20 protein-coding genes are annotated in these 19,119 nt (G+C 60.9%); 11 read left to right on the top strand and 9 right to left on the bottom strand.

The window, feature by feature from the left end; translation table 11 throughout:
* Positions 1–59: 59 nt before the first annotated feature.
* Positions 60–869: an undecaprenyl-diphosphate phosphatase gene (locus tag AB8B02_RS25175; protein ID WP_231078607.1), complete on the bottom strand. Its 810-nt coding sequence runs from the start codon at positions 867–869 to the stop codon at positions 60–62.
* A 205-nt stretch (positions 870–1,074) separates the two neighbouring features.
* On the opposite strand from AB8B02_RS25175, the gene AB8B02_RS25170 reads away from it, so the two are divergent.
* Both AB8B02_RS25170 and queG read left to right on the top strand, forming a co-directional pair.
* Positions 1,075–1,767: a glutathione S-transferase family protein gene (locus tag AB8B02_RS25170; protein WP_068730287.1), complete on the top strand. Its 693-nt coding sequence runs from the start codon at positions 1,075–1,077 to the stop codon at positions 1,765–1,767.
* Positions 1,716–2,951: a tRNA epoxyqueuosine(34) reductase QueG gene (queG, locus tag AB8B02_RS25165; protein ID WP_439065939.1), complete on the top strand. Its 1,236-nt coding sequence runs from the start codon at positions 1,716–1,718 to the stop codon at positions 2,949–2,951. The genes AB8B02_RS25170 and queG overlap by 52 nt, the downstream gene beginning before the upstream one ends.
* Here queG and AB8B02_RS25160 read toward each other — a convergent pair.
* Entirely contained in the window at positions 2,911–3,381 is a 471-nt protein-coding gene (locus tag AB8B02_RS25160) for a nuclear transport factor 2 family protein (protein WP_439065454.1), read from the bottom strand. The two genes, queG and AB8B02_RS25160, sit on opposite strands and share 41 nt — an antisense overlap.
* Before the next feature lie 65 nt (positions 3,382–3,446).
* Positions 3,447–4,229 (bottom strand): alpha/beta hydrolase, encoded by a 783-nt coding sequence (locus AB8B02_RS25155; protein WP_439065453.1) that lies wholly within the window; start codon positions 4,227–4,229, stop codon positions 3,447–3,449.
* A gap of 323 nt (positions 4,230–4,552) precedes the next feature.
* On the opposite strand from AB8B02_RS25155, the gene infC reads away from it, so the two are divergent.
* Positions 4,553–5,092: a translation initiation factor IF-3 gene (infC, locus tag AB8B02_RS25150; RefSeq protein ID WP_086936983.1), complete on the top strand. Its 540-nt coding sequence runs from the start codon at positions 4,553–4,555 to the stop codon at positions 5,090–5,092.
* 112 nt (positions 5,093–5,204) lie between these two features.
* Here the strand turns inward: infC and AB8B02_RS25145 are convergent, their stop codons facing one another.
* Positions 5,205–5,351: a hypothetical protein gene (locus tag AB8B02_RS25145; RefSeq protein ID WP_176454502.1), complete on the bottom strand. Its 147-nt coding sequence runs from the start codon at positions 5,349–5,351 to the stop codon at positions 5,205–5,207.
* Between the two features lie 293 nt (positions 5,352–5,644).
* Here AB8B02_RS25145 and rpmI point away from each other — a divergent pair, with 293 nt between their 5' ends.
* The 6 genes from rpmI to AB8B02_RS25115 all read left to right on the top strand — a co-directional run bounded on the left by rpmI (position 5,645) and on the right by AB8B02_RS25115 (position 11,749).
* A complete protein-coding gene (gene rpmI / locus AB8B02_RS25140; RefSeq protein ID WP_068730283.1) occupies positions 5,645–5,845 on the top strand; it encodes a 50S ribosomal protein L35 in 201 nt (66 codons plus the stop codon).
* Positions 5,846–5,913: 68 nt separating this feature from the next.
* Positions 5,914–6,273: a 50S ribosomal protein L20 gene (gene rplT / locus AB8B02_RS25135; RefSeq protein ID WP_068730282.1), complete on the top strand. Its 360-nt coding sequence runs from the start codon at positions 5,914–5,916 to the stop codon at positions 6,271–6,273.
* Positions 6,274–6,479: 206 nt separating this feature from the next.
* Positions 6,480–7,562: a phenylalanine--tRNA ligase subunit alpha gene (gene pheS, locus AB8B02_RS25130; protein WP_439065452.1), complete on the top strand. Its 1,083-nt coding sequence runs from the start codon at positions 6,480–6,482 to the stop codon at positions 7,560–7,562.
* Positions 7,559–9,964 (top strand): phenylalanine--tRNA ligase subunit beta, encoded by a 2,406-nt coding sequence (gene pheT / locus AB8B02_RS25125; protein WP_439065451.1) that lies wholly within the window; start codon positions 7,559–7,561, stop codon positions 9,962–9,964. Before pheS ends, pheT begins: the two co-directional genes overlap by 4 nt.
* Positions 9,961–10,728, top strand: a complete 768-nt coding sequence (locus tag AB8B02_RS25120) for a TSUP family transporter (RefSeq protein WP_439065450.1) — start codon at positions 9,961–9,963, stop codon at positions 10,726–10,728. The genes pheT and AB8B02_RS25120 overlap by 4 nt, the downstream gene beginning before the upstream one ends.
* 73 nt (positions 10,729–10,801) lie before the next feature.
* Entirely contained in the window at positions 10,802–11,749 is a 948-nt protein-coding gene (locus AB8B02_RS25115) for an MBL fold metallo-hydrolase (protein WP_439065449.1), read from the top strand.
* 25 nt (positions 11,750–11,774) lie between these two features.
* Here AB8B02_RS25115 and AB8B02_RS25110 read toward each other — a convergent pair whose 3' ends face one another.
* Entirely contained in the window at positions 11,775–13,178 is a 1,404-nt protein-coding gene (locus AB8B02_RS25110) for a flavin monoamine oxidase family protein (RefSeq protein ID WP_439065448.1), read from the bottom strand.
* Positions 13,179–13,372: 194 nt separating this feature from the next.
* Between AB8B02_RS25110 and AB8B02_RS25105 the strand changes: the two genes are divergently transcribed.
* On the top strand, positions 13,373–14,260 hold the full coding sequence (locus AB8B02_RS25105) for a YiiX/YebB-like N1pC/P60 family cysteine hydrolase (protein ID WP_120287707.1): 888 nt from the start codon (positions 13,373–13,375) through the stop codon (positions 14,258–14,260).
* A 9-nt stretch (positions 14,261–14,269) separates the two neighbouring features.
* On the opposite strand, the gene AB8B02_RS25100 is transcribed toward AB8B02_RS25105, so the two are convergent.
* Genes AB8B02_RS25100 through AB8B02_RS25090 form a run of 3 tightly spaced genes read right to left on the bottom strand, consistent with a single transcriptional unit; the run spans position 14,270 to position 17,449 of the window.
* Entirely contained in the window at positions 14,270–15,121 is an 852-nt protein-coding gene (locus tag AB8B02_RS25100) for a carbohydrate ABC transporter permease (RefSeq protein WP_068730277.1), read from the bottom strand.
* A 13-nt stretch (positions 15,122–15,134) separates the two neighbouring features.
* A complete protein-coding gene (locus AB8B02_RS25095) occupies positions 15,135–16,013 on the bottom strand; it encodes a carbohydrate ABC transporter permease (RefSeq protein ID WP_231078616.1) in 879 nt (292 codons plus the stop codon).
* 53 nt (positions 16,014–16,066) lie between these two features.
* Positions 16,067–17,449 carry an ABC transporter substrate-binding protein gene (locus AB8B02_RS25090; protein ID WP_439065447.1) on the bottom strand — a complete coding sequence of 461 codons (1,383 nt, stop codon included), beginning with the start codon at positions 17,447–17,449 and terminating at the stop codon, positions 16,067–16,069.
* Positions 17,450–17,589: 140 nt separating this feature from the next.
* On the opposite strand from AB8B02_RS25090, the gene AB8B02_RS25085 reads away from it, so the two are divergent.
* The gene (locus tag AB8B02_RS25085; protein ID WP_439065446.1) at positions 17,590–18,342 is read left to right on the top strand and encodes a sulfate transporter family protein; all 753 of its coding nucleotides are present in this window, start codon (positions 17,590–17,592) and stop codon (positions 18,340–18,342) included.
* Here AB8B02_RS25085 and nth read toward each other — a convergent pair.
* Positions 18,339–19,097 (bottom strand): endonuclease III, encoded by a 759-nt coding sequence (gene nth / locus AB8B02_RS25080; protein WP_439065445.1) that lies wholly within the window; start codon positions 19,095–19,097, stop codon positions 18,339–18,341. The two genes, AB8B02_RS25085 and nth, sit on opposite strands and share 4 nt — an antisense overlap.
* Positions 19,098–19,119: the final 22 nt, after the last annotated feature.

The following is a 19,119-nucleotide window of genomic DNA, read 5'->3' as shown; positions in this document are numbered from 1 at the left end:
CCCGCCTGGCACGCCGAGGGCGTGCGCGGCGGGGATGACAGCAGGATGTTTGGCAAAATTCAGTAGCCCAGCGCCAGCGCGATCAGGCCGAGCGTACCGACGATCACGCGCCACCATGCAAACAACGCGAAGCCGTGGCGGGTCACGTAGCCGAGAAAGCTTTTCACCACGATGATCGCGGTGATGAACGACACCACGAAACCGATAACGATGATCACGCCGTGATCTACCGAGAGATCGGCCCGGCTCTTGTAGAGATCGTAGACGAAGGCACCGACCATGGTCGGGATCGCCAGGAAGAACGAGAACTCCGCCGCTGCGCGCTTTTCAGCACCGAGCAGCATAGCGCCGACGATGGTCGCGCCGGAGCGCGACACGCCGGGAATCATCGCCACGCACTGCGCCAGACCGATCTTGAGATACATCGGCAACGGGAACGTCGTGGCATCGTGATGCACAGGCTCAAGATCGAGCTGATCGACCCAGAGCAGGATCGCGCCGCCAACGATCAGCGAGAAACACACGACCCACGGATTGAACAAATAGCTTTTGACATAGCCGCCGGCAGCGGCGCCGATGATGGCAGCAGGCAGGAACGCGATCAGTACGCCGATCACGAAACGGCGCGCCGCAGCGTCGCCTTTGAACAGGTTCAGCGCGATATGCCACAACTTGCCGAAGTAAAGTGCAAGGATCGCCAGAATGGCGCCGAGCTGGATCAGCACGGCGAAGCTCTTCCAGAAATTGTCCTCGCCCAGATCGAAGAAGCGTTCCGCGAGCAGCAGATGCCCCGTTGAGGAAACTGGCAGGAACTCGGTGACACCCTCGACAATGCCGAGAATCACCGCCCTTATCGCATCAGACATCATCTGCTTATCTGTCCTTCGTCAGTGTGGGCCTGAAAAAGCCGGGTTCTTCTCGCCTATTCCCTTCATTGCTGCAATCGCAAATACCATCACATTCGCGGGTTGCCTCAGAGCCAAGCTTCGCTAGTTTGGCGCGCGCTGTGTGACACTTTTACCACCGACGCAACCGAGACGCTTTCTTAACGACCGCATAACTATCAAGGCCCGCATGTACACGCTTTACCATCACTCGTTCTGTCCGCATTCCCGCTTCATTCGTCTCGTACTCGGCGAATACGGACTCGACCTCACACTGGTGGACGAGCGGCCGTGGGATCGGCGCGAGGCATTTCTGGCGCTCAATCCTGCGGGAACTACGCCTGTGCTGCTCACCGATGGTTTCCCGCCCATTCCTGGCGCCGGGATCATCGCCGAATATATCGACGAGACCCATGGACCGGAGATGGGCGATCGCCGCCTGCTACCTGTCGCGATGGCGGAACGCATCGAAGTGCGCCGGCTGATGGCGTGGTTCAACGAGAAATTCTTCGAGGAAGCGTCCGGCCCACTGGTCACCGAACGCATCTACAAGCGCTTCATGAGCGAAGAGGTCGGCGGCGGCGCCCCGGCGATGGATGTGATTCGCGCAGCCACCGCAAATGTGCGCTATCATCTGGCCTATATCGGCTGGCTGGCGCGGACACGCAATTTTCTGGCCGGTGACCGACTGACTTATGCGGATCTGGTCGCGGCAGCTCATCTGTCGGCGATCGACTATCTGGGCGATGTTCCATGGAGCGAGGACGACGCGGCGAAGGCGTGGTACGCGCGGGTGAAATCCCGTCCGTCGTTCCGACCGCTGCTGAGCGAGTGGCTGGCGGGCGTGCCAGCATCGCGGACCTATGTGGATCTCGATTTCTGAGCCCACCCGCTGACGATGTGATCGCCACGCTTCCCGCCGATCTCAAGGATAGGCTGACGCGCGAGGCGAAGGCGCTGGGCTTCGATTCAATCGGGATCACCGATCCGGACGCCATCGCCAGCGTACGCGAACGGCTACAGGAATTTCTCAACGCCGGCGCCCATGGTGACATGGAGTGGCTTGCCGACAATCCCGACCGCCGCGCCGACCCCAAGGTGATGTGGCAGGACGTTCGCTCCGTCATCATGCTCGGCGTCAATTACGGACCCGACGAGAATCCGCTCGAGATCCTCAAGCAACGCTCGCACGCCGCGATCTCGGTCTATGCCCGCGGCGACGATTATCATGACCTCATCAAGAAGCGCCTGAAGCTGCTGGCGCGATGGCTGATCGCGCAAGCCGGCGGCGATGTGAAAGTGTTTGTCGATACGGCTGCCGTGATGGAAAAGCCGCTCGCCGGCGCCGCAGGATTGGGCTGGCAGGGCAAGCATACCAATCTCGTGTCGCGCGAATTCGGCTCATGGCTGTTTCTCGGCGCGATCTTCACCACGCTCGAACTGCCGCGCGATGCGCGCACCATCGATCACTGCGGCTCGTGCCAGGCCTGCCTCGACAGCTGCCCGACATCGGCCTTTCCGGCGCCTTACAAACTCGATGCGCGGCGCTGCATTTCCTATCTCACGATCGAGAACAAGGGCCCGATCCCGCGCGAATTCCGCAAGCCCATGGGCAATCGCATCTATGGCTGCGACGATTGCCTCGCCGCCTGCCCATGGAACAAATTCGCTCAGGAGGGCCGCGAGATCAAACTCGCCGCACGCGATGAGTTGCGTGCCCCGTCGCTGGCCGAACTCGCGAAGCTCGACGATGCGGCTTTCCGCGCGTTCTTTACGAAGTCACCCGTGAAGCGCATTGGCCGTAACCGCTTCATTCGCAATGTGCTGATCGCCATCGGCAATTCGAACGACCTATCACTGGTAAGCGATGCGCAGCGGCTGCTGGGCGATGAAAGTCCTGTGGTGCGCGGGGCAGCGATATGGGCGCTGTCGCAACTAATGCCCGCAGACGAATTTGCTGCGCTCGCCACGCAACTCGGCGACGCTGAAAAGGATGGGAGCGTGAACGACGAATGGCAGCTTGCGCTCAGTTCGTCAGGTGTCGCGCCATCTCCGGTCGCGCTTTGAGCGCTTCACCCTGCTTGGCGACGATCTTGGCGATGCGCTCCGGCGCGAAATGCAAATCGACGAAGGCCGGCGCCGTATTGGCCACTTCATGATAGCTCACGATCTTGCCGTCACGCAGCGTCATGATCGCAACGCCTTCGAACATCGCGCGGCCGCCATTGGCCTCCGGGAGTTTCGAGCGATAACTGAATGTATAGCGCGCATAGAGCGTGGTGCCGTCGCTGACGGGCGTGTGCATGTCCCAACGAAAATCTTCCGCGGTCCGATAGAACCAGTCGTCGACCATGTCGGCGATTTTCACGCGGCCTTCGAATGCGCCATAGAAGACGTCGTGATAGACGCCGTCCTCGGTGAACAGCGTAGCGAAGCTCTGGCCGTCACGCTGTTCAACGGCATCGCAAAATGCGCGCAAGAGTGCCGTAGCGTCCATCCGAATCCTCCCGCTGATTGATCGCTCTTTTCAGGCGAGCCTATTCAACGGTGCGGGTGATGCAATCAAAACTCCGCCACAGCCGACAATAGTCGTGCAATATCCTGCGGGCGTGACAGCCGATGGTCGCCGTCCTGGATCATGGTCAGCACCACATCCTCGCTCGGCAGCCGTTCGGCCAGGCGGAAAGCGTGCTGCCAAGGCACGTCGGGGTCCTGCCTGCCTTGCAAAATCCGCACGGGGCAACCGACATCAATCGCGCTGCCGAGCAGCAGGTGATTGCGCCCCTCTTCGATCAACCGCCGCGTGATCGGATAGGGCTCGCCATATTCCGACGGGCGCAGCCATTGACCGGTGGTCTCGATCTCCGCGCGGATTTCCGGCGAGAAGCCTTTCCACATCAGCTCTTCGGTGAAATCCGGCGCCGGCGCGATCAGCACCAGACCCTTCAGCGTCGCGCGCCCCACTTTGCCGCGTCGGGCCAGCGCGCGCGCCAGCAGGAGTGCCATCCAGCCGCCCATCGACGAGCCGATCACCACCTGCGGACCCTGGCAGGCCGCATCAAACGCCGCGAGGCTATCCTCCAGCCATTGGCCGATGGTGCCATCGACGAAATCGCCGCCGGATTCGCCGTGGCCGGAATAATCGAAACGTACACAGGCCCGGCCATGGTCGGCGGCCCAGGCATCGAGCGCCACCGCCTTGCCGCCCTGCATGTCGGATTTGAAGCCACTCATCCAGAACAGGCCCGGAGCAGCGCCGTCGCGGACCCGCATCGCGATCTGGCGGCGGCTACTGCCTGTACCTGCCGTGATGAAAGCGGGGTCGGTCGATACCGTTGTGCTCATCAAACCATCCTTGTTCGACCCTGAAATGCCGATTGCTGTTTGATTGAGCAGGTCGGGATCGTCAACGTCGATCCCTCAGCGTCCATATCATCCCAGGGAACGTCCACCTCGATGCCGCGTTGCGCTCCTATCAACCACGGCTTGCAGAACGGGCCGGGGAACTCTATTTGAGCAAGGTAAGCGGTGTACGACGCCTATGGCCTTTCGCGTGACGAAATTGCCTCGTATTTGAGTGATTGACGCTGCGTTGCGTGAGTTTGCTTGCTCCAAACGCCTTATTCCTTCACACTGCGGCCTTCCTAAACAACATTGGAGAGTTACCCATTCGCCGTCCCAACAGAGCCCCGCCCGCCGCAACCAAAGACGGGCCGCGCACCAACGATGAAATTCGCAATCTGCAGATCCAGCTGATTGATCAGACCGGCCTCAACCACGGCACCGTGGAAACCATTGCTGCGATCAAGATGGCGATGGAAGCCGGTATGGATCTGGTCGAGATTTCGCCGAATGTGAGCCCCCCCGTCTGCAAGATCATGGACTACGGGAAGTTCAAGTATTCGGCGCAGAAGAAGGCCGCCGAGGCCCGTAAGAAGCAGAAGATCGTCGAAATCAAGGAGATCAAGCTCCGCCCGATGATCGATGATCATGACTACGACGTGAAAATGCGCGCGATGCAGCGCTTCTTCGAAGAAGGCGACAAGGTCAAAATCACCTTGCGCTATCGTGGCCGCGAAATGGCGCACCAGGAAATCGGTACCAAGCTGCTCGACAAGGTCAAAGCAGACGTCGCCGAATACGCCAAGGTGGAGCAGGACGCGCGCTTCGAAGGTCGTCAGGTGGTGATGGTGCTCGCACCGCGCTGATCGCAGCGCCGACTGACCTTAACGAGGTTGGTAATCAGGAACTTCGGCCCGTCAGATTTCTGGCGGGCCTTTTTCTTTGGGCGTATTCTGAGATCGTTCGGAGCTGGGCGGCTCAGCCCGAAATGAGGGCGAGTGCACCGGCCAGCGCGAGAGCCGCGGCGAGGCCAGCGGCTGCGAACATCCAGCGGGTGGCGGTCTGAGCAGCAGCATCTTGCTGGATGGCAACCGCCCTTGCGGCGGCACGTGCATTCCGGGCCATTGTCGTCGTCCCTCTGTTTCTCTGGTCCGGATCACATAGGCATCCGGGGCGCGTCGGACCAGTCTGAAGCCATGCGCTAAACAGAGTGTTGAGCCGCGTTAATCGTTGCCATCGGAGCATTCCTCTGCCATAAGCGCAACCTTCGTCGCCCGGCTGATTAAGGGCTGCCGTGTCGACGACTGTGCTGACTTCCCGCAAACGGCGGTTAGTTGAGCATTTTCAACGCTCTAACGAGCATTTTAGCCGACGCAACGCCTTTCGGGGCGCTTTCTGCGTGGCCATAGGAGAGCCAAATGCCCAAGCTGAAGACCAAGTCGGGCGCTAAAAAGCGCTTTAAAGTCACCGGAACGGGTAAGGTTATGGCCGCCCATGCCGGTAAGCGCCACGGTATGATCAAGCGGACGAAGAAGCAGATTCGTCAGCTCCGCGGCACCCGCGTGCTGTTCAAGACCGACGGCGACAACATCAAGCAGTACTTTCTGCCAAACGCCTGATCGCCCTTACGCCGCTTCATTGCGGCGGATATCACCCCTTTTGTTATTTCAGATGAAGGAGATCAGTCATGGCTCGCGTAAAACGCGGTGTGACGGCTCACGCCAAGCATAAGAAAGTCTACAAGGCCGCCAAGGGTTTCCGCGGTCGCCGCAAGAACACCATTCGCGCCGCAAAGGCCGCCGTCGACAAGGCCGGCCAATATGCGTTCCGCGATCGCAAGCGCAAGAAGCGTACGTTCCGCGCGCTCTGGATCCAGCGTCTCAACGCTGCCGTCCGTCCGCTCGGCATGACCTACAGCGTGTTTATCAACGGTCTCGCCAAGTCCGGCGTGACGGTCGACCGCAAGGTGCTCTCGGATCTCGCGATCAACGAGCCGGCGGCGTTCAACGCGATTGCTGAGAAGGCCAAAGCTGCACTCGCAGCCTAAGCCAGCAAAGGCCGCACTGGCGGCCTGAGCTCTCCACTCCGCGTATTCATCGACATTGTCATGGCCGGGCAGAAGCGTTCACGCGCTCCTGTCCCGGCCATTGACGTCTTAATCCCTGTGATACCCGTGCTGTAGAAGCTGGTGCCCGGCCTTCCGTCGGACGCGCAGACAGCAAGAGGCGCCCGCCTCTCTCATCGAGGTTGCTGATGTCCGATCTGACGACGCTCCAACAGACTATTCTGGCCGATATTGCCAATGCCTCCGACGAAGCCGCCCTGGAAGCCGTGCGCGTCGGCGCGCTCGGCAAGAAGGGTTCGATCTCCGCGCTGTTGTCGACTCTCGGCAAGATGACGCCAGAAGAACGCAAGACCGAAGGCGCGGCCATCAACCTGGCCAAGGACACCGTCACGCAAGCGCTGACCGCGCGCCGCGATGTGTTGAAATCCGCAGCCCTCGATGCACGTCTCGCTTCCGAGACCATCGACGTGACGCTGCCGCTGCGCGATGGCCCCACTGAACTCGGCCGCATTCATCCGCTCAGCCAGACCTGGGACGAATTGACGACGATCTTCGCCGACATGGGCTTCGCCGTCGCCGAAGGTCCGGATATCGAGACGGACGACTACAATTTCACCAAGCTGAATTTCCCCGAGGGCCATCCCGCCCGCGAGATGCACGACACCTTCTACTTCAATCCGAAGGAAGACGGCTCGCGCCTGCTGCTGCGCACGCATACATCACCGGTTCAGGTGCGCACCATGCTGAGCCAGCAGCCGCCGATCCGCGTGATCTGTCCGGGCCGCACCTATCGCAGCGACTCTGACCAGACTCACACGCCGATGTTCCATCAGGTCGAAGGTCTCGTCATCGACAAGGGTTCGCATCTCGGCCACCTCAAATGGATCCTGCACGAATTCTGCAAGGCTTTCTTCGAAGTCGATAACGTCAATATGCGCTTCCGTCCGTCGTTCTTCCCGTTCACGGAGCCGTCGCTGGAAGTCGATATCCAGTGCCGCCGCGACAAGAACGAGATCCGCTTCGGCGAAGGCGAAGACTGGCTCGAGATTCTCGGCTGCGGCATGGTGCATCCGAATGTGCTACGCGCCTGCGGCATCGATCCCGATGTGTATCAGGGCTTCGCCTGGGGCATGGGCATCGATCGTATCGCGATGCTGAAATACGGCATGGCCGACCTGCGTCAGCTGTTCGAAGGCGACGTGCGTTGGCTCAATCACTACGGCTTCAAGCCGCTTGAAGTACCGACGCTGGCCGGAGGACTGAGCACGTGAAATTCTCCCTCTCCTGGCTGAAGGATCATCTCGAGACCGACGAGTCGCTCGAGACGCTGACCGACAAGCTCACCATGATCGGGCTCGAGGTCGAACATATCGACGATAAGGCGAAGCTGCTGAAGCCGTTCACGATCGCCGAGATCGTCACAGCCGTGCAGCATCCCAATGCCGACCGCCTGCGCGTCTGTACCGTCAATGCCGGCGATGACAAGCTGCTGCAGATCGTCTGCGGCGCGCCGAACGCGCGCGCAGGGCTGAAGACGGTTCTCGCCAGGCCCGGCACGTTCATCCCGGGCAAGGATTTCACAATCGGTCTCGGCAATATCCGCGGCGTCGAAAGCCAGGGCATGTTGTGCTCGGCGGGTGAACTCGGACTCCCTGACGCGATCGACGGCATCATCGAACTGCCCGCCGATGCGCCCGTCGGCGCGATCTATCCCGATTGGGCCAAGCTCGGTGATCCCGTCATCGAGATCAATCTGACGCCCAATCGTCAGGACTGCACCGGCGTGTCCGGCATCGCCAGGGATCTCGCCGCCGCCGACATGGGCGTGTTCAAGAATCCCGGCATCAAGCCGATCAAGGGCGAATTCCCCTGCCCGGTGAAAGTCACCGTCGAAGATGCAAAGCTGTGCCCGGGCTTCGCTCTGCGTCTCGTGCGCGGTGTCAAGAACGGCCCGTCGCCGGAGTGGCTGCAGAAGAAGCTGACCTCCATCGGCCTGCGCCCAATCAATGCACTGGTCGACATCACCAACTTCCTGACCTTCGACCGCGCCCGTCCGCTGCATGTGTTCGATGCGTCCAAGGTAAAGGGTGACATCGTTGTCCGCCGCGCACGTGACGGCGAGACGCTGCTCGCGCTCGACGGCAAGACCTACACACTCGACAGCAAGGCCTGCGTTATCGCCGATGACAACGGCGTGGAATCGCTCGCCGGCATCATGGGCGGCGAAGCCTCCGGCTGTTCGGAAGACACCACCGATGTACTGATCGAATCCGCGCTGTGGAACGAGATCAATATCGCGCAGACCGGCCGCAGGCTCGGGATCAATTCCGACGCGCGTTATCGGTTCGAGCGCGGTGTCGATCCGGTCTTCATGGTGCCCGGTCTCGAACTGGCAACCAAGCTGGTGATGGAACTGTGCGGCGGCGCACCGTCGGAGAGCATCGTCGTTGGCAAGCCCTACGGCGACGACCGTATCATCGACTTCCCGATTGCCGAAGTGAAGCGCCTCGCCGCCATCGACGTGCCATTCCCGGAGATGCGACGCATCCTGACGCATCTCGGCTTCATGGTGGCCGGCAGCGGCCCCGTGGTGAAGGTCGCAGTGCCGTCATGGCGTAGCGACGTGACCGGCAAGGCTGACATCGTCGAAGAAGTCATGCGCATCTTCGGCGTCGACAAGGTGCCGATGACGCCGTTCCCGCGCGGCGATGCCCCGCGCAAGCCGGTACTGACGCAGATCCAGCAGCGCACCCGCCGCGCCAAGCGTGGACTGGCCGCGCGCGGCCTCGTCGAGGCCGTGACATGGTCGTTCATCTCGAAGCCGCATGCCGAGGTGTTCGGCGGCGGCGCGCCGGAACTGGCGCTGGCCAACCCGATCGCCTCCGACCTCTCCGACATGCGGCCGAGCCTGTTGCCCGGACTGATCGCAGCCGCTCAGGCCAATGCGCATCGCGGTTCGTCCGACCTAGCGCTGTTCGAAGTCGGCCAGATCTTCCGCGGCGATCGCCCGCAGGATCAGTTCATGGCTGCATCCGGCGTGCGGCGTGGTCTCGCCTCGTCGGCTGGCAACGGCCGTCACTGGTCAGGCGCCAGCGCTGCGAACGCGCTCGACGCCAAGGCCGATGCCTTTGCAGTTCTCGCAGCTGCCGGCGCGCCGATGCAGGCGCTGCAGATCGTGGCCGGTGGCGCGAACTGGCTGCATCCCGGCCGTTCGGGTACGATCCAGATCGGACCGCAGAACGTCCTCGGCCATTTCGGCGAGCTGCACCCGCGCACGCTTGAGGCACTCGGTGCCGACGGCCCGTTGATGGCTTTCGAAGTGATCCTCGATCGCATTCCCGACGCCAAGCAGAAGGCGACCCGCGCCAAACCGACTTTGGAGCTCTCGGCGTTCCAGCCTGTGTCACGCGACTTCGCTTTCATCGTCGATCGCAAGGTCAGGTCCGGTGACATCCTCCGCGCGGCAGCCGGCGTGGACAAGAAGCTGGTCACCGATGTGACGGTGTTCGACGTCTATGAAGGCAAGGGCATCGACGACGACAAGAAGTCCGTGGCCATCGCTGTCACGATCCAGCCGCGCGAGAAGACCCTGACCGATCAGGAAATCGATGCGGTGGCAGCGAAGATCGTGGCGGAAGTAACGAAGAAGACGGGCGGCACGTTACGCGCATGATGGAATCACTCGGCCTGGTCCAGTATTCGACCACGTCGCTCGTTTTTATCACCGTCACCGCCTTCATCGCCGGACTGGCCCGCGGGTTTTCAGGCTTCGGTTCGGCGCTGATCTTCATGCCGCTCGCCTCAAGCGTGGCGGGCGCGCAGGTCGCGTCGCCCTTGCTGCTGCTGATCGACTTCTCGACCACGTTGACGCTGATCCCGAACGCCGCAAGACGAGCCGACAGGCGCGACGTCAGCATCATTTCGCTGGGCGCACTTATTGGCGTGCCGCTTGGCACGATGGCCTTGGCCTGGGCCGATCCGCTGACTGTTCGCTGGGGCATCGTCGCACTGATCGTTACGATGCTGACGCTACTGATCTCCGGCTGGCGCTATCCTGGTAAGCCGACCGTACCGGTGACGGTCGGCGTCGGCGGCGTCGCCGGCTTTTTCGGTGGCTTGGCGCAACTCGGCGGCCCGCCCATAGTGATGTATTGGCTGCGAGACGCGGCAGTCGCTGCCGTCACCCGCGCAAATATCATCCTGTATTTCGCGGTCGCAGACGTCTTGATCATCATCAGCTATACGATTGGCGGATTGTGGAACACGGCCATCCTTGGGCTCGCGGTAGTCACCGGTCCCCTGTTCGGCCTCGGCTTGTGGATCGGCTCGAAACTGTTCGGCAAGGCCAGCGATGAGCTCTTCCGCAAAATCTGCTACGCGCTGATCGCCGTCTCGGCGCTGATCAGCCTGCCGCTGTTCGACGGGATATTTCACTGACGCTTGCGTGACTTGCGGCGCCAGCCGCCGCGGCGCTAGGGTCTCTCCAATTCAAGAACAACGGGAGAAGACCATGATCGATCGCCGCGACATGCTGAAGTTTGCCGCTGCCGGCGCCATGGTCCTCGCGGCGCGCCCCGCGCTGGCGCAGACGCCGGCAAAACTGCGCACTAGGATCATATTTCTCGGCACCAAGGGCGGCCCACGCGTCGGCGTCGGTGCATCCAATCCCGCCAACCTCGTTGTGGTCAACGAAACGCCATTCGTGATCGATTGCGGCATGGGCGTCAGCCGGCAACTGGTCAATGCCGGCGTGCCGCTTCCCTCGGTGAAGTATATCTTCATCAGCCACCACCATTCCGATCACAATCTGGAATACGGCAACTTGTTCTACAATGCTTGGGCCGCAGGCCTCTCGACGCCGATCCACTCGTTTGGTCCCAAGGGCATCGAGGCAATGACCCGGACTTACTGGGAGTTGAACAAATTCGACGTTGATACCCGCATCGAAGATGAAGGCCGCCCCGATCCGCGGCCGTTGCTCGTTGCCAAGGATATCACCGAGGATGGCGTGGTGCTGCAGACCGCCGACGTCAAGGTGACAGCGTTTCGCACTCCGCATCCGCCGATCGTCGACAGCTTCGCCTACAAATTCGAGACGCCCGACGGCGTCATCGTGTTCTCCAGCGACACCGCTTACAACCCGAGGCTAGCAGAGTTCGCCAAGGGAGCGGACGTGCTGGTGCATGAGGCACTTTACATGCCCGCTGTTGACCGGCTGGTGATCAAGACGAAGAACGGCGCAACGCTGAAAAAGCATTTGATGGAAAGCCACACCACCACCGAGGATGTCGGCCGCATCGCCGCCGCGGCTGGCGTGAAGGTGCTGGTGCTCAGCCACTTCGTGCCGGGCGACGATCCCGAAGTCACCGACGAGGACTGGATCTCGGGCGTGCGAAAGAATTTTTCCGGCAAGATCATCGTGGCCAAAGATCTGATGCAGCTGGCGCTACCGGTGTAGCGCCAATAGCAGCCTCACGTCGCGGCTACTCCAACCCCGCTCCGCTCGACCGCTGCCGCCGCTGCTTCGTCCGCACCGGCTTGTCTGGTCCCGGCTCTTTCATTGCGCCGATCTTCTTGAGCGCCGCCTCTGCTGCGCGCTCGCCGCTTTCCCATGCGCCATCGACCGTGCCCCACAATGTTTCGTGCGTGGCTTCGCCGGCAAGGAACAGATTGCCCATAGGCTCAGCCAACACGCGGCGCGAGGCCTGACCACCCGGTGCGGCCCCCGACATGGCTCCGAGCACGAATGGCATCGTATCCCAGCGCGTCGTTGCAGAACGCTTGATCGCCGGTTTGATATCGGAGCCGAACAGCTTCGTCAGCCATTCAACGGCGAAAGCCACCATCGCGGCCTCGCCCTGAGTTGCAAGGTCGCGGCCGAATGCGCCCGCGACATCGACGGTACACAGCGATGACCCGCCAATATTCGCAAACAGCGCACCCGTACGTGTGCTCGTGCTTTGCTCGACCATCAGCTCATCGCGACCAAGCCCGAGCGGATTGCCACTAAACTGTAACGCGATACGGTCATAGCTGCCGAGGCTGAGTTTTGCCGCCGCGTCGAGCTGCCGTTTTGGCAGTTCCGGCGTGAACTTGATCGCCCCCGACGACAACACATTGCTTGATGCGGTGATGATCACCGCCCGCGCCGCAATGCGCCCTGACGCCGTCTCAACGCCGATGTCGCGTCCGCTCCAGGTCACGCGCGTCGCAGGGGTCGACAGCGCCACCGGAACGGCCTCGCCGAGCTTGCCCATCAACGCCCCGAGCCCCTGGCGCGTGGCAACATCGATGGCGCGATCCTGCGCGCGCGAGAGATCCAGCGTCGAGAGATCCTTGAGGTCCTTGCCGGTCGCATAGGCCCCGAGCACGAAATCGATCGTGCCCGCCCAGTCCCCGAGGTCCTTCGGCAGCGCCGCGGCGCAGGAGATGTCGGCACGGCGCGCTGCTTCGTCGATGGCGCGATTGGCCCGCACGACCGCAGCGAGCAATTCCTCGGTCTCGCCGGCGCGGGCATTGCGACGGCCGATACGCAGCTTCTGGCTCGGCGGCGATGGCGCGACATCAATTCCCACCGGCCAGGCAAGCTTCACCACTGCGTTGGTTTCCGGCGTGTGCAGCCAGCGCGCGCCGCGATCGAACGGGGCGTCGAAACTTGTCGCGTCTGTCATGCACCGTCCGCCAATCCGGCTGGAGGCCTCGACCACGATCACCTTGCGATTGGCCGCCTGGATACGACGCGCCGCAGCGATGCCCGCAGCGCCCGCGCCAATCACGACAATGTCAGCATCCCGCGGCAGCGACGCGGCCAATGTCCTTGCGCCGAACAGCGGCACAAGTGTCAATGCTGCGGACGCCGACAGGAAATCTCGGCGTGAAATCGTCATGACATGGTTTCCGAAATTTTATGATGCATGAGAACGTCTCGCGAACCTTGCCGTATTCGAGGGTGTGCGGCAACCGTCGTGGTGAATGAATCGTCACCAGCGCCGCGCGGGCATGAACCAAATTGCAATGGCTCTCGACCATGATGGAGCCAGGGAAAGCGGTCGACATGAACCGCGCTGGGGGAGTCACGATCATGGGCCTCATGCTCGATACGGTCGGGAAACTGATCGCGAAATATCTGCAGAAGGAGCTGCCCGGCTACGAGCCATTCACGCCGAGCGACCCCGAACGCCTGCGCGGTATCATCGAGGAAGGTGACGTGCTGCTGGTCGAAGGCAACAACCGCGTCTCCGGCATCATCAAATATCTCACGCAATCGACCTGGTCGCATGCCGCGCTCTATGTCGGCCCAATCGATGGTGCTGCAGAGCCGAACGGCGAGCCGCATGTGCTGATCGAGGCCAATATCGGCGAAGGTGTCACCTCGGCACCGCTGTCGAAATATTATCCGTTCCACACCCGCCTGTGCCGCCCGGTCGGTCTGTCCTACGAGGACCGCACCACTGTGTGTCGCTACGCCATCAACCGGATTGGCTTTGGTTACGACACCAAGAACATTCTCGACCTGATGCGCTTCCTGATCCCGCTGCCAATACCCCAGCGCTGGCGGCGGCGCATGATCGCTTTCGGCTCCGGCGATCCCACCAAGATCATCTGCTCGGCATTGATCGCGCAGGCTTTCGATGCCGTGCGCTATCCGATTCTGCCGAAAATCACCCGCGCCGGTAGCCGCCAGGCCCGTCGCGAGATTCTGCACATCCGCGATTCATCGCTGTATATGCCCAGGGATTTCGATATCTCGCCCTATTTCGAAGTAGTGAAGCCGACCATTGAACTCGGATTCGACTACACGGCATTGCATTGGGCCGACAAACAAAAGCCGCTCCGGGAGGTGGCGGGCACTTTCGATCCATTTCCGGACGTCTTCGGCACGCCGACGCTCATTCCTGAGACGACTGACACGGAAGCGGAAGTGGCTGACGAAGACGTGAGCAGGCCTCGGATCAGGCTTATCGCCTGATCCGCCACTTCAAGACTTGACCGCGCCCGCTGTGAGTCCGCCGACCATGTAGCGCCGAAAGGCGTAATACACTGCGGCTGGTGGTAGCGCGTAAATAAAGCCCGTGGTCATCAGCAATTCCCAGGGCGAGTCATCAGCGGCCAGAAAGTTGCCGAGCGCGACGGGTAGCGTGATCTCGGTATCCTTGGACAGCAGGAGGAAGGCGTAGAGATATTCGTTCCAGGCGAGCAGCAGCGCATAGGTCCCGATCGCGACCAGCGATGGCAACATCAGCGGCACATAGACCATGCGAAACAGTTGCAGCGGCGTTGCGCCGTCCATGATGGCGGCTTCGTCGAGCTCGAGCGGCAGCTTGTCCGACGCCTGCTTGAGCACCCAGATCGCATAGGGCGAAGCAATGGTCACCATCGCCAGGATCAGCGACCAGTGATTGTTGAGCAGACCGTAATTGCCCATGGTGCGATACATCGGTACCGCGAGGAATGCCGCGGGAATGAAATAGGTGAACAGCGCCATGTTCATCACCGTTCGACCGCCGCGGACGCGCAGACGACTGATCGCAAAGGCCGCCGATGTCGCAATCACCAGCGTCAGCGCACCGACCGCCACCGCAATGACGACCGAGTTCAGGAACTGCGCCCAAAAATCGCGCAGGAAATAGTGCTGCTGATTGAACACGATTCTGAAATTGTTCAGCGTCGGATGATCGGGCCACAGCTTGCCCGCGAACGCATCCTGCTTCGGCGAGATCGCGAACAGGAACATGTGATAGATCGGAATCAGCGTCCAGATCAGCACGGGAATGCCAATCAACAACAGCCGCGCTTCGGTGCCGACCTCTCGTAGCGTTGGCACTCTCATCGGGTGAACCTCTTCATCGAGAGAGCCGTTTCATCATGAAATAGACCAGCGGCAGCACAAGCGGCATCGCGCAAACGATCGATGCCATCGACATGTCGAGCTGATCGAGGCGGAGATAGCGAATCCCCAATGTAGACAGAACATGAGTGAGATCGGCTGGCCCGCCTCCGGTCAACAGATAGACGCTGTTGAAGTCGCCGAGCGTCCAGATCATCGAAAGCAGCGTGCAGGTGAGATACAGCGTCTGCATCGATGGCCAAGTGATGAAGCGGAATTTCTGCCACCAGCTGGCGCCGTCGACATCGGCGGCCTCGAACATGTCCGTCGAGATCGCCAGACGCCCTGTCATCAGGATCAGCGTCCAGAACGGCAGCGACTTCCAGATGTGCACCAGAATCGCCAGCGTCAGGCCCATGGCAGGGTCATTCAGCCAGTTGGGCCCATCCTCGCCGGTGAACTTGAAGATCAGGTTATTGATCACGCCCCATTCGGGATTGAACATGAAGCGGACCGACAGGATGGTCGGGATCGACGGCACGGCCCAAGGCAGGATGAACAGCACCGACAGCCAACGTATCCAGGTGCGCGACTGCACGAAGAATCCGGACAGGAACAGCGCCACCAGCATTTTGAGATTGATGCCGATAATCAGGAAGATCAGCGTGTTGACGACGGCGCGCGCGAATACCGGATCGTTATAGAGCGCGACGTAACTCGCCGGGTGCCGCGCCAACCACAAGCCATAACCGATCGGATAGACCACGAAGGCGGCGAACACGAGCAGATAGGGCGCGATCATCACGACGCCCCAGACCTGCGGCGTCGTGAGGCGGGCCGACCATGGCCGGCGTGGCAGCGTATCGGCGGGAGCGGGATAGGTGATCGTGGCCATGCTGTACACCATTGCAAAAGCCGGCCGCGAGGGGCGGCCGGCTTTGTCTCGGACTAACCCGCGATTTCCTTGATGCGGGCGATCAACTCATCGACGGCCTTCTCGACCGGCACCTTCTCGCTGACCACGCGGTTCATCGCCTTGGCCCAGACGTTCTCGTTATTGAGGATCGTGAACTTGTAATTCTTCACGAAATCGAACGACGAGGTGCCACCCGTGAACTGGGTATAGACTGCCTTGCGATGCTTGTCGGCCTGCCAGAACGGGCTTGCCTGTCCGGCCTTGGTCACCGGGAACCAGCGACCCAGCGCACCTTCGACATAGGGGCCAAGGTTTTCTTCTTCCATCAGGAACTTGACGAATTCCTTGGCGCCCGCCTTGTTCTTCGACTGCGAGAAGATCATCCCCGTCTTCACATCGGAGCGATACTTGATCGGCGTGCCGTCCGGCTTCAGCGGGAACGATGCAGTGACTATGGTTTCCTCATAGGCCTTCTTGCCGGCCGCGCGCTGCTCCGGCGTCAGCGTCTGGTTCTGCGAATCCTCGAACCACTTCGCCGCGATCGAAATCGTGAAGTTGTGGGTCATGATGATGCTCTTGTTGTGGAAGGCGACATTGTTGTCGGGGTCCTTCCACGTCGTCGAGGATGGCGGCGTACAGCCCTTGATATAGGTGTCGGTATAGTCCCTGAGTGCGCCGATCAGGCCTTCCTTGACCTTGGCGTCGTCCACCAGAAGCTTGCCATCGTCGTCCACCAGCTTGACGTTATAGGCATCCATGAAGGTGTAGAATGACTGCAGCGAGTCCGTGGACTCCACGCCCATCGGCTGGCCGACACCATAGGCACGGCTGCCTGACGCCTTGCGATAGGCCGGCTGGACCTTGTCGCACCAGAACGACCAATAACCCTTCCAGTCCTTGGGAATATCGCTGACCTTGAAGCCGGCCTGCTCGAGCAGATCGCTCCAGATCTCCACATGCATCGACTGCTGCTTCAGCGGAAAGCCGTAATACGCCTTCTTCTTGGTCTGGCCGTTCATCAGATAGGCCGTCTCGACCGTGTTCGGCGCGAATTTATCCATCATCGGCTTTAGGATGTCGGTGATATCTTCCAGCTTGCCTTCGAAGGCCCATTTGCCGGATGCCTGCACATCGTAGGTGTCGGCATAGGCGACATCTGGCGGCGTGCCGGAATCCAGCGCGGCCACGGTCTTCGGGATCATGTCCTGAATGGCATATTGCGAGAGTTCGACTTTGATCTTGGTTTTATCTTCGAACTTCTTGATCGCCGCCAGCAGCGATTCATCTTCGGATTTATAAAACCCCTTGCTGAACCAGACGGTGATGCTTTGCTGCGCGAAGGCGGGCGCTGCGGTCAGAAATAAGCCGGAAGCGGCAGTGGCGAAAGCAAGCGCACGGGTACCCTTGGTGATCAAGACGTCGTCCTCCCTGATGATTGTTTTTCTTGAGACTACCTCTTTCTATTTATCCGTCCAGTGAAGAAGTCGATGCTGCGCTGCACTTGTCTGACAACTTCGCAAGGGTTACGTCTTCGTGATTGCAAGGAGAAAATCGGATGCTTGTCGCTGCCGCCAAGGCGCTATCGCAAATTCTTTCACCACCGATGCGCAGCATCCTGTGGAAGTCGATCGGACTTGCCCTGGTTTTAATCACCGTATTGGCGGTCGCCATGCAGCGGCTGTTGAACTGGGCTGCCACCTCGGGCGGCGTCTGGGCCGAAAGTACGATCGGGTCGGACTACCACATGATGATCAATGTGCTGTCCTGGATCTTGTCGATTGCCGCAGGTCTCGGCGTCGTCGCCGGCGCAATCTTTCTGATGCCGGCGATTACGTCACTGGTCGCCAGCGTGTTCGTCGATGATGTCGCCGATATTGTCGAGCGCGAGCACTATCCCGCCGAGCGGGTCGGCGTCGCATTGCCGTTCGGGCTCGCCATCACCGAGGGCGGCAAGACCGCGCTGCTGACCATCGCGGTCTATCTGGTCGCGCTGCCCTTCGTGTTCTTCGCCGGCATTGGTTTCGTTGTCTTCTTCATCGCCACAGCCTGGCTGCTCGGTCGCGAATATTTCGAACTGGCCGCCATGCGGTTCCGCTCGCCGGCGGACGCCAAGGCGATGCGCAAGCAGCATGCGGCGACGGTGTTCACCGCCGGGCTATTCATCGCAGCCTTCGTCTCGATCCCGATCGTCAACCTGGCCACACCGCTGTTCGGCATGACCTTTATGGTCCATATGCACAAGCGATTGAGCGGGCCGCGACCGGAGCTGATCGAGCCGGGTTGCGTAACGAAGATGCCGGTCGCCTAGACCACCGTCTTCTCCGGCCACTGGCACAGATCGTTGATCAGACACACCTCGCAGCGCGGCTTGCGCGCGAGACACGTATAGCGGCCGTGCAGGATCAGCCAATGATGGGCATGCAGCATGAACTCGTGCGGGATCACGCGCTCTAATTCGAGTTCGACGTCCAGTACGTTGTTGCCCGGCGCCATATTGGTGCGATTGCCGACGCGGAAGACATGGGTGTCCACAGCCATCGTGTGCTCGCCAAACGCCATGTTGAGCACAACATTGGCTGTCTTGCGCCCCGCCCCCGGTAACGACTTGATTTCGGTGCGGGTGCGCGGCACGACGCCGCCGAATTCGCGGATCAGTTTTTCCGACAGCGCGATAACATTCTTCGCCTTGGTGCGATAGAGGCCGATGGTCTTGATATACTCCCGCACCGCCTCTTCGCCGAGATCAATCATTTTCTGCGGCGTATCGGCGATGGGAAACAGCGCGCGCGTCGCCTTGTTGACGCCGGCGTCAGTCGCCTGCGCGGACAACACCACTGCGACCAGCAATGTGTAGGGATTGAGATGTTCGAGCTCTCCCTTGGGCTCGGGATTGGCCTTGCGGAAGCGCGAGAAGGCTTCATGGACCTGGGCTTTGGTCCAAGGTTTCAACTTGGGCTTCGGCTTGGCGATCTTCTTCGCAGGCGCCTTCACCGCTTTCGCTACAACCTTCTTTGCAGGACTGGATTTCGTGCTGGCGGGGAGCTTGCGGGTGATTTTCGGCATCAAAGGGATATACTGAGGGACC

The sequence above is a fragment of the Tardiphaga sp. 862_B3_N4_1 genome (genome assembly GCF_051811085.1).
Lineage (GTDB): Bacteria > Pseudomonadota > Alphaproteobacteria > Rhizobiales > Xanthobacteraceae > Tardiphaga > Tardiphaga robiniae.
This window is presented reverse-complemented; position numbering and strand designations above follow the sequence as displayed.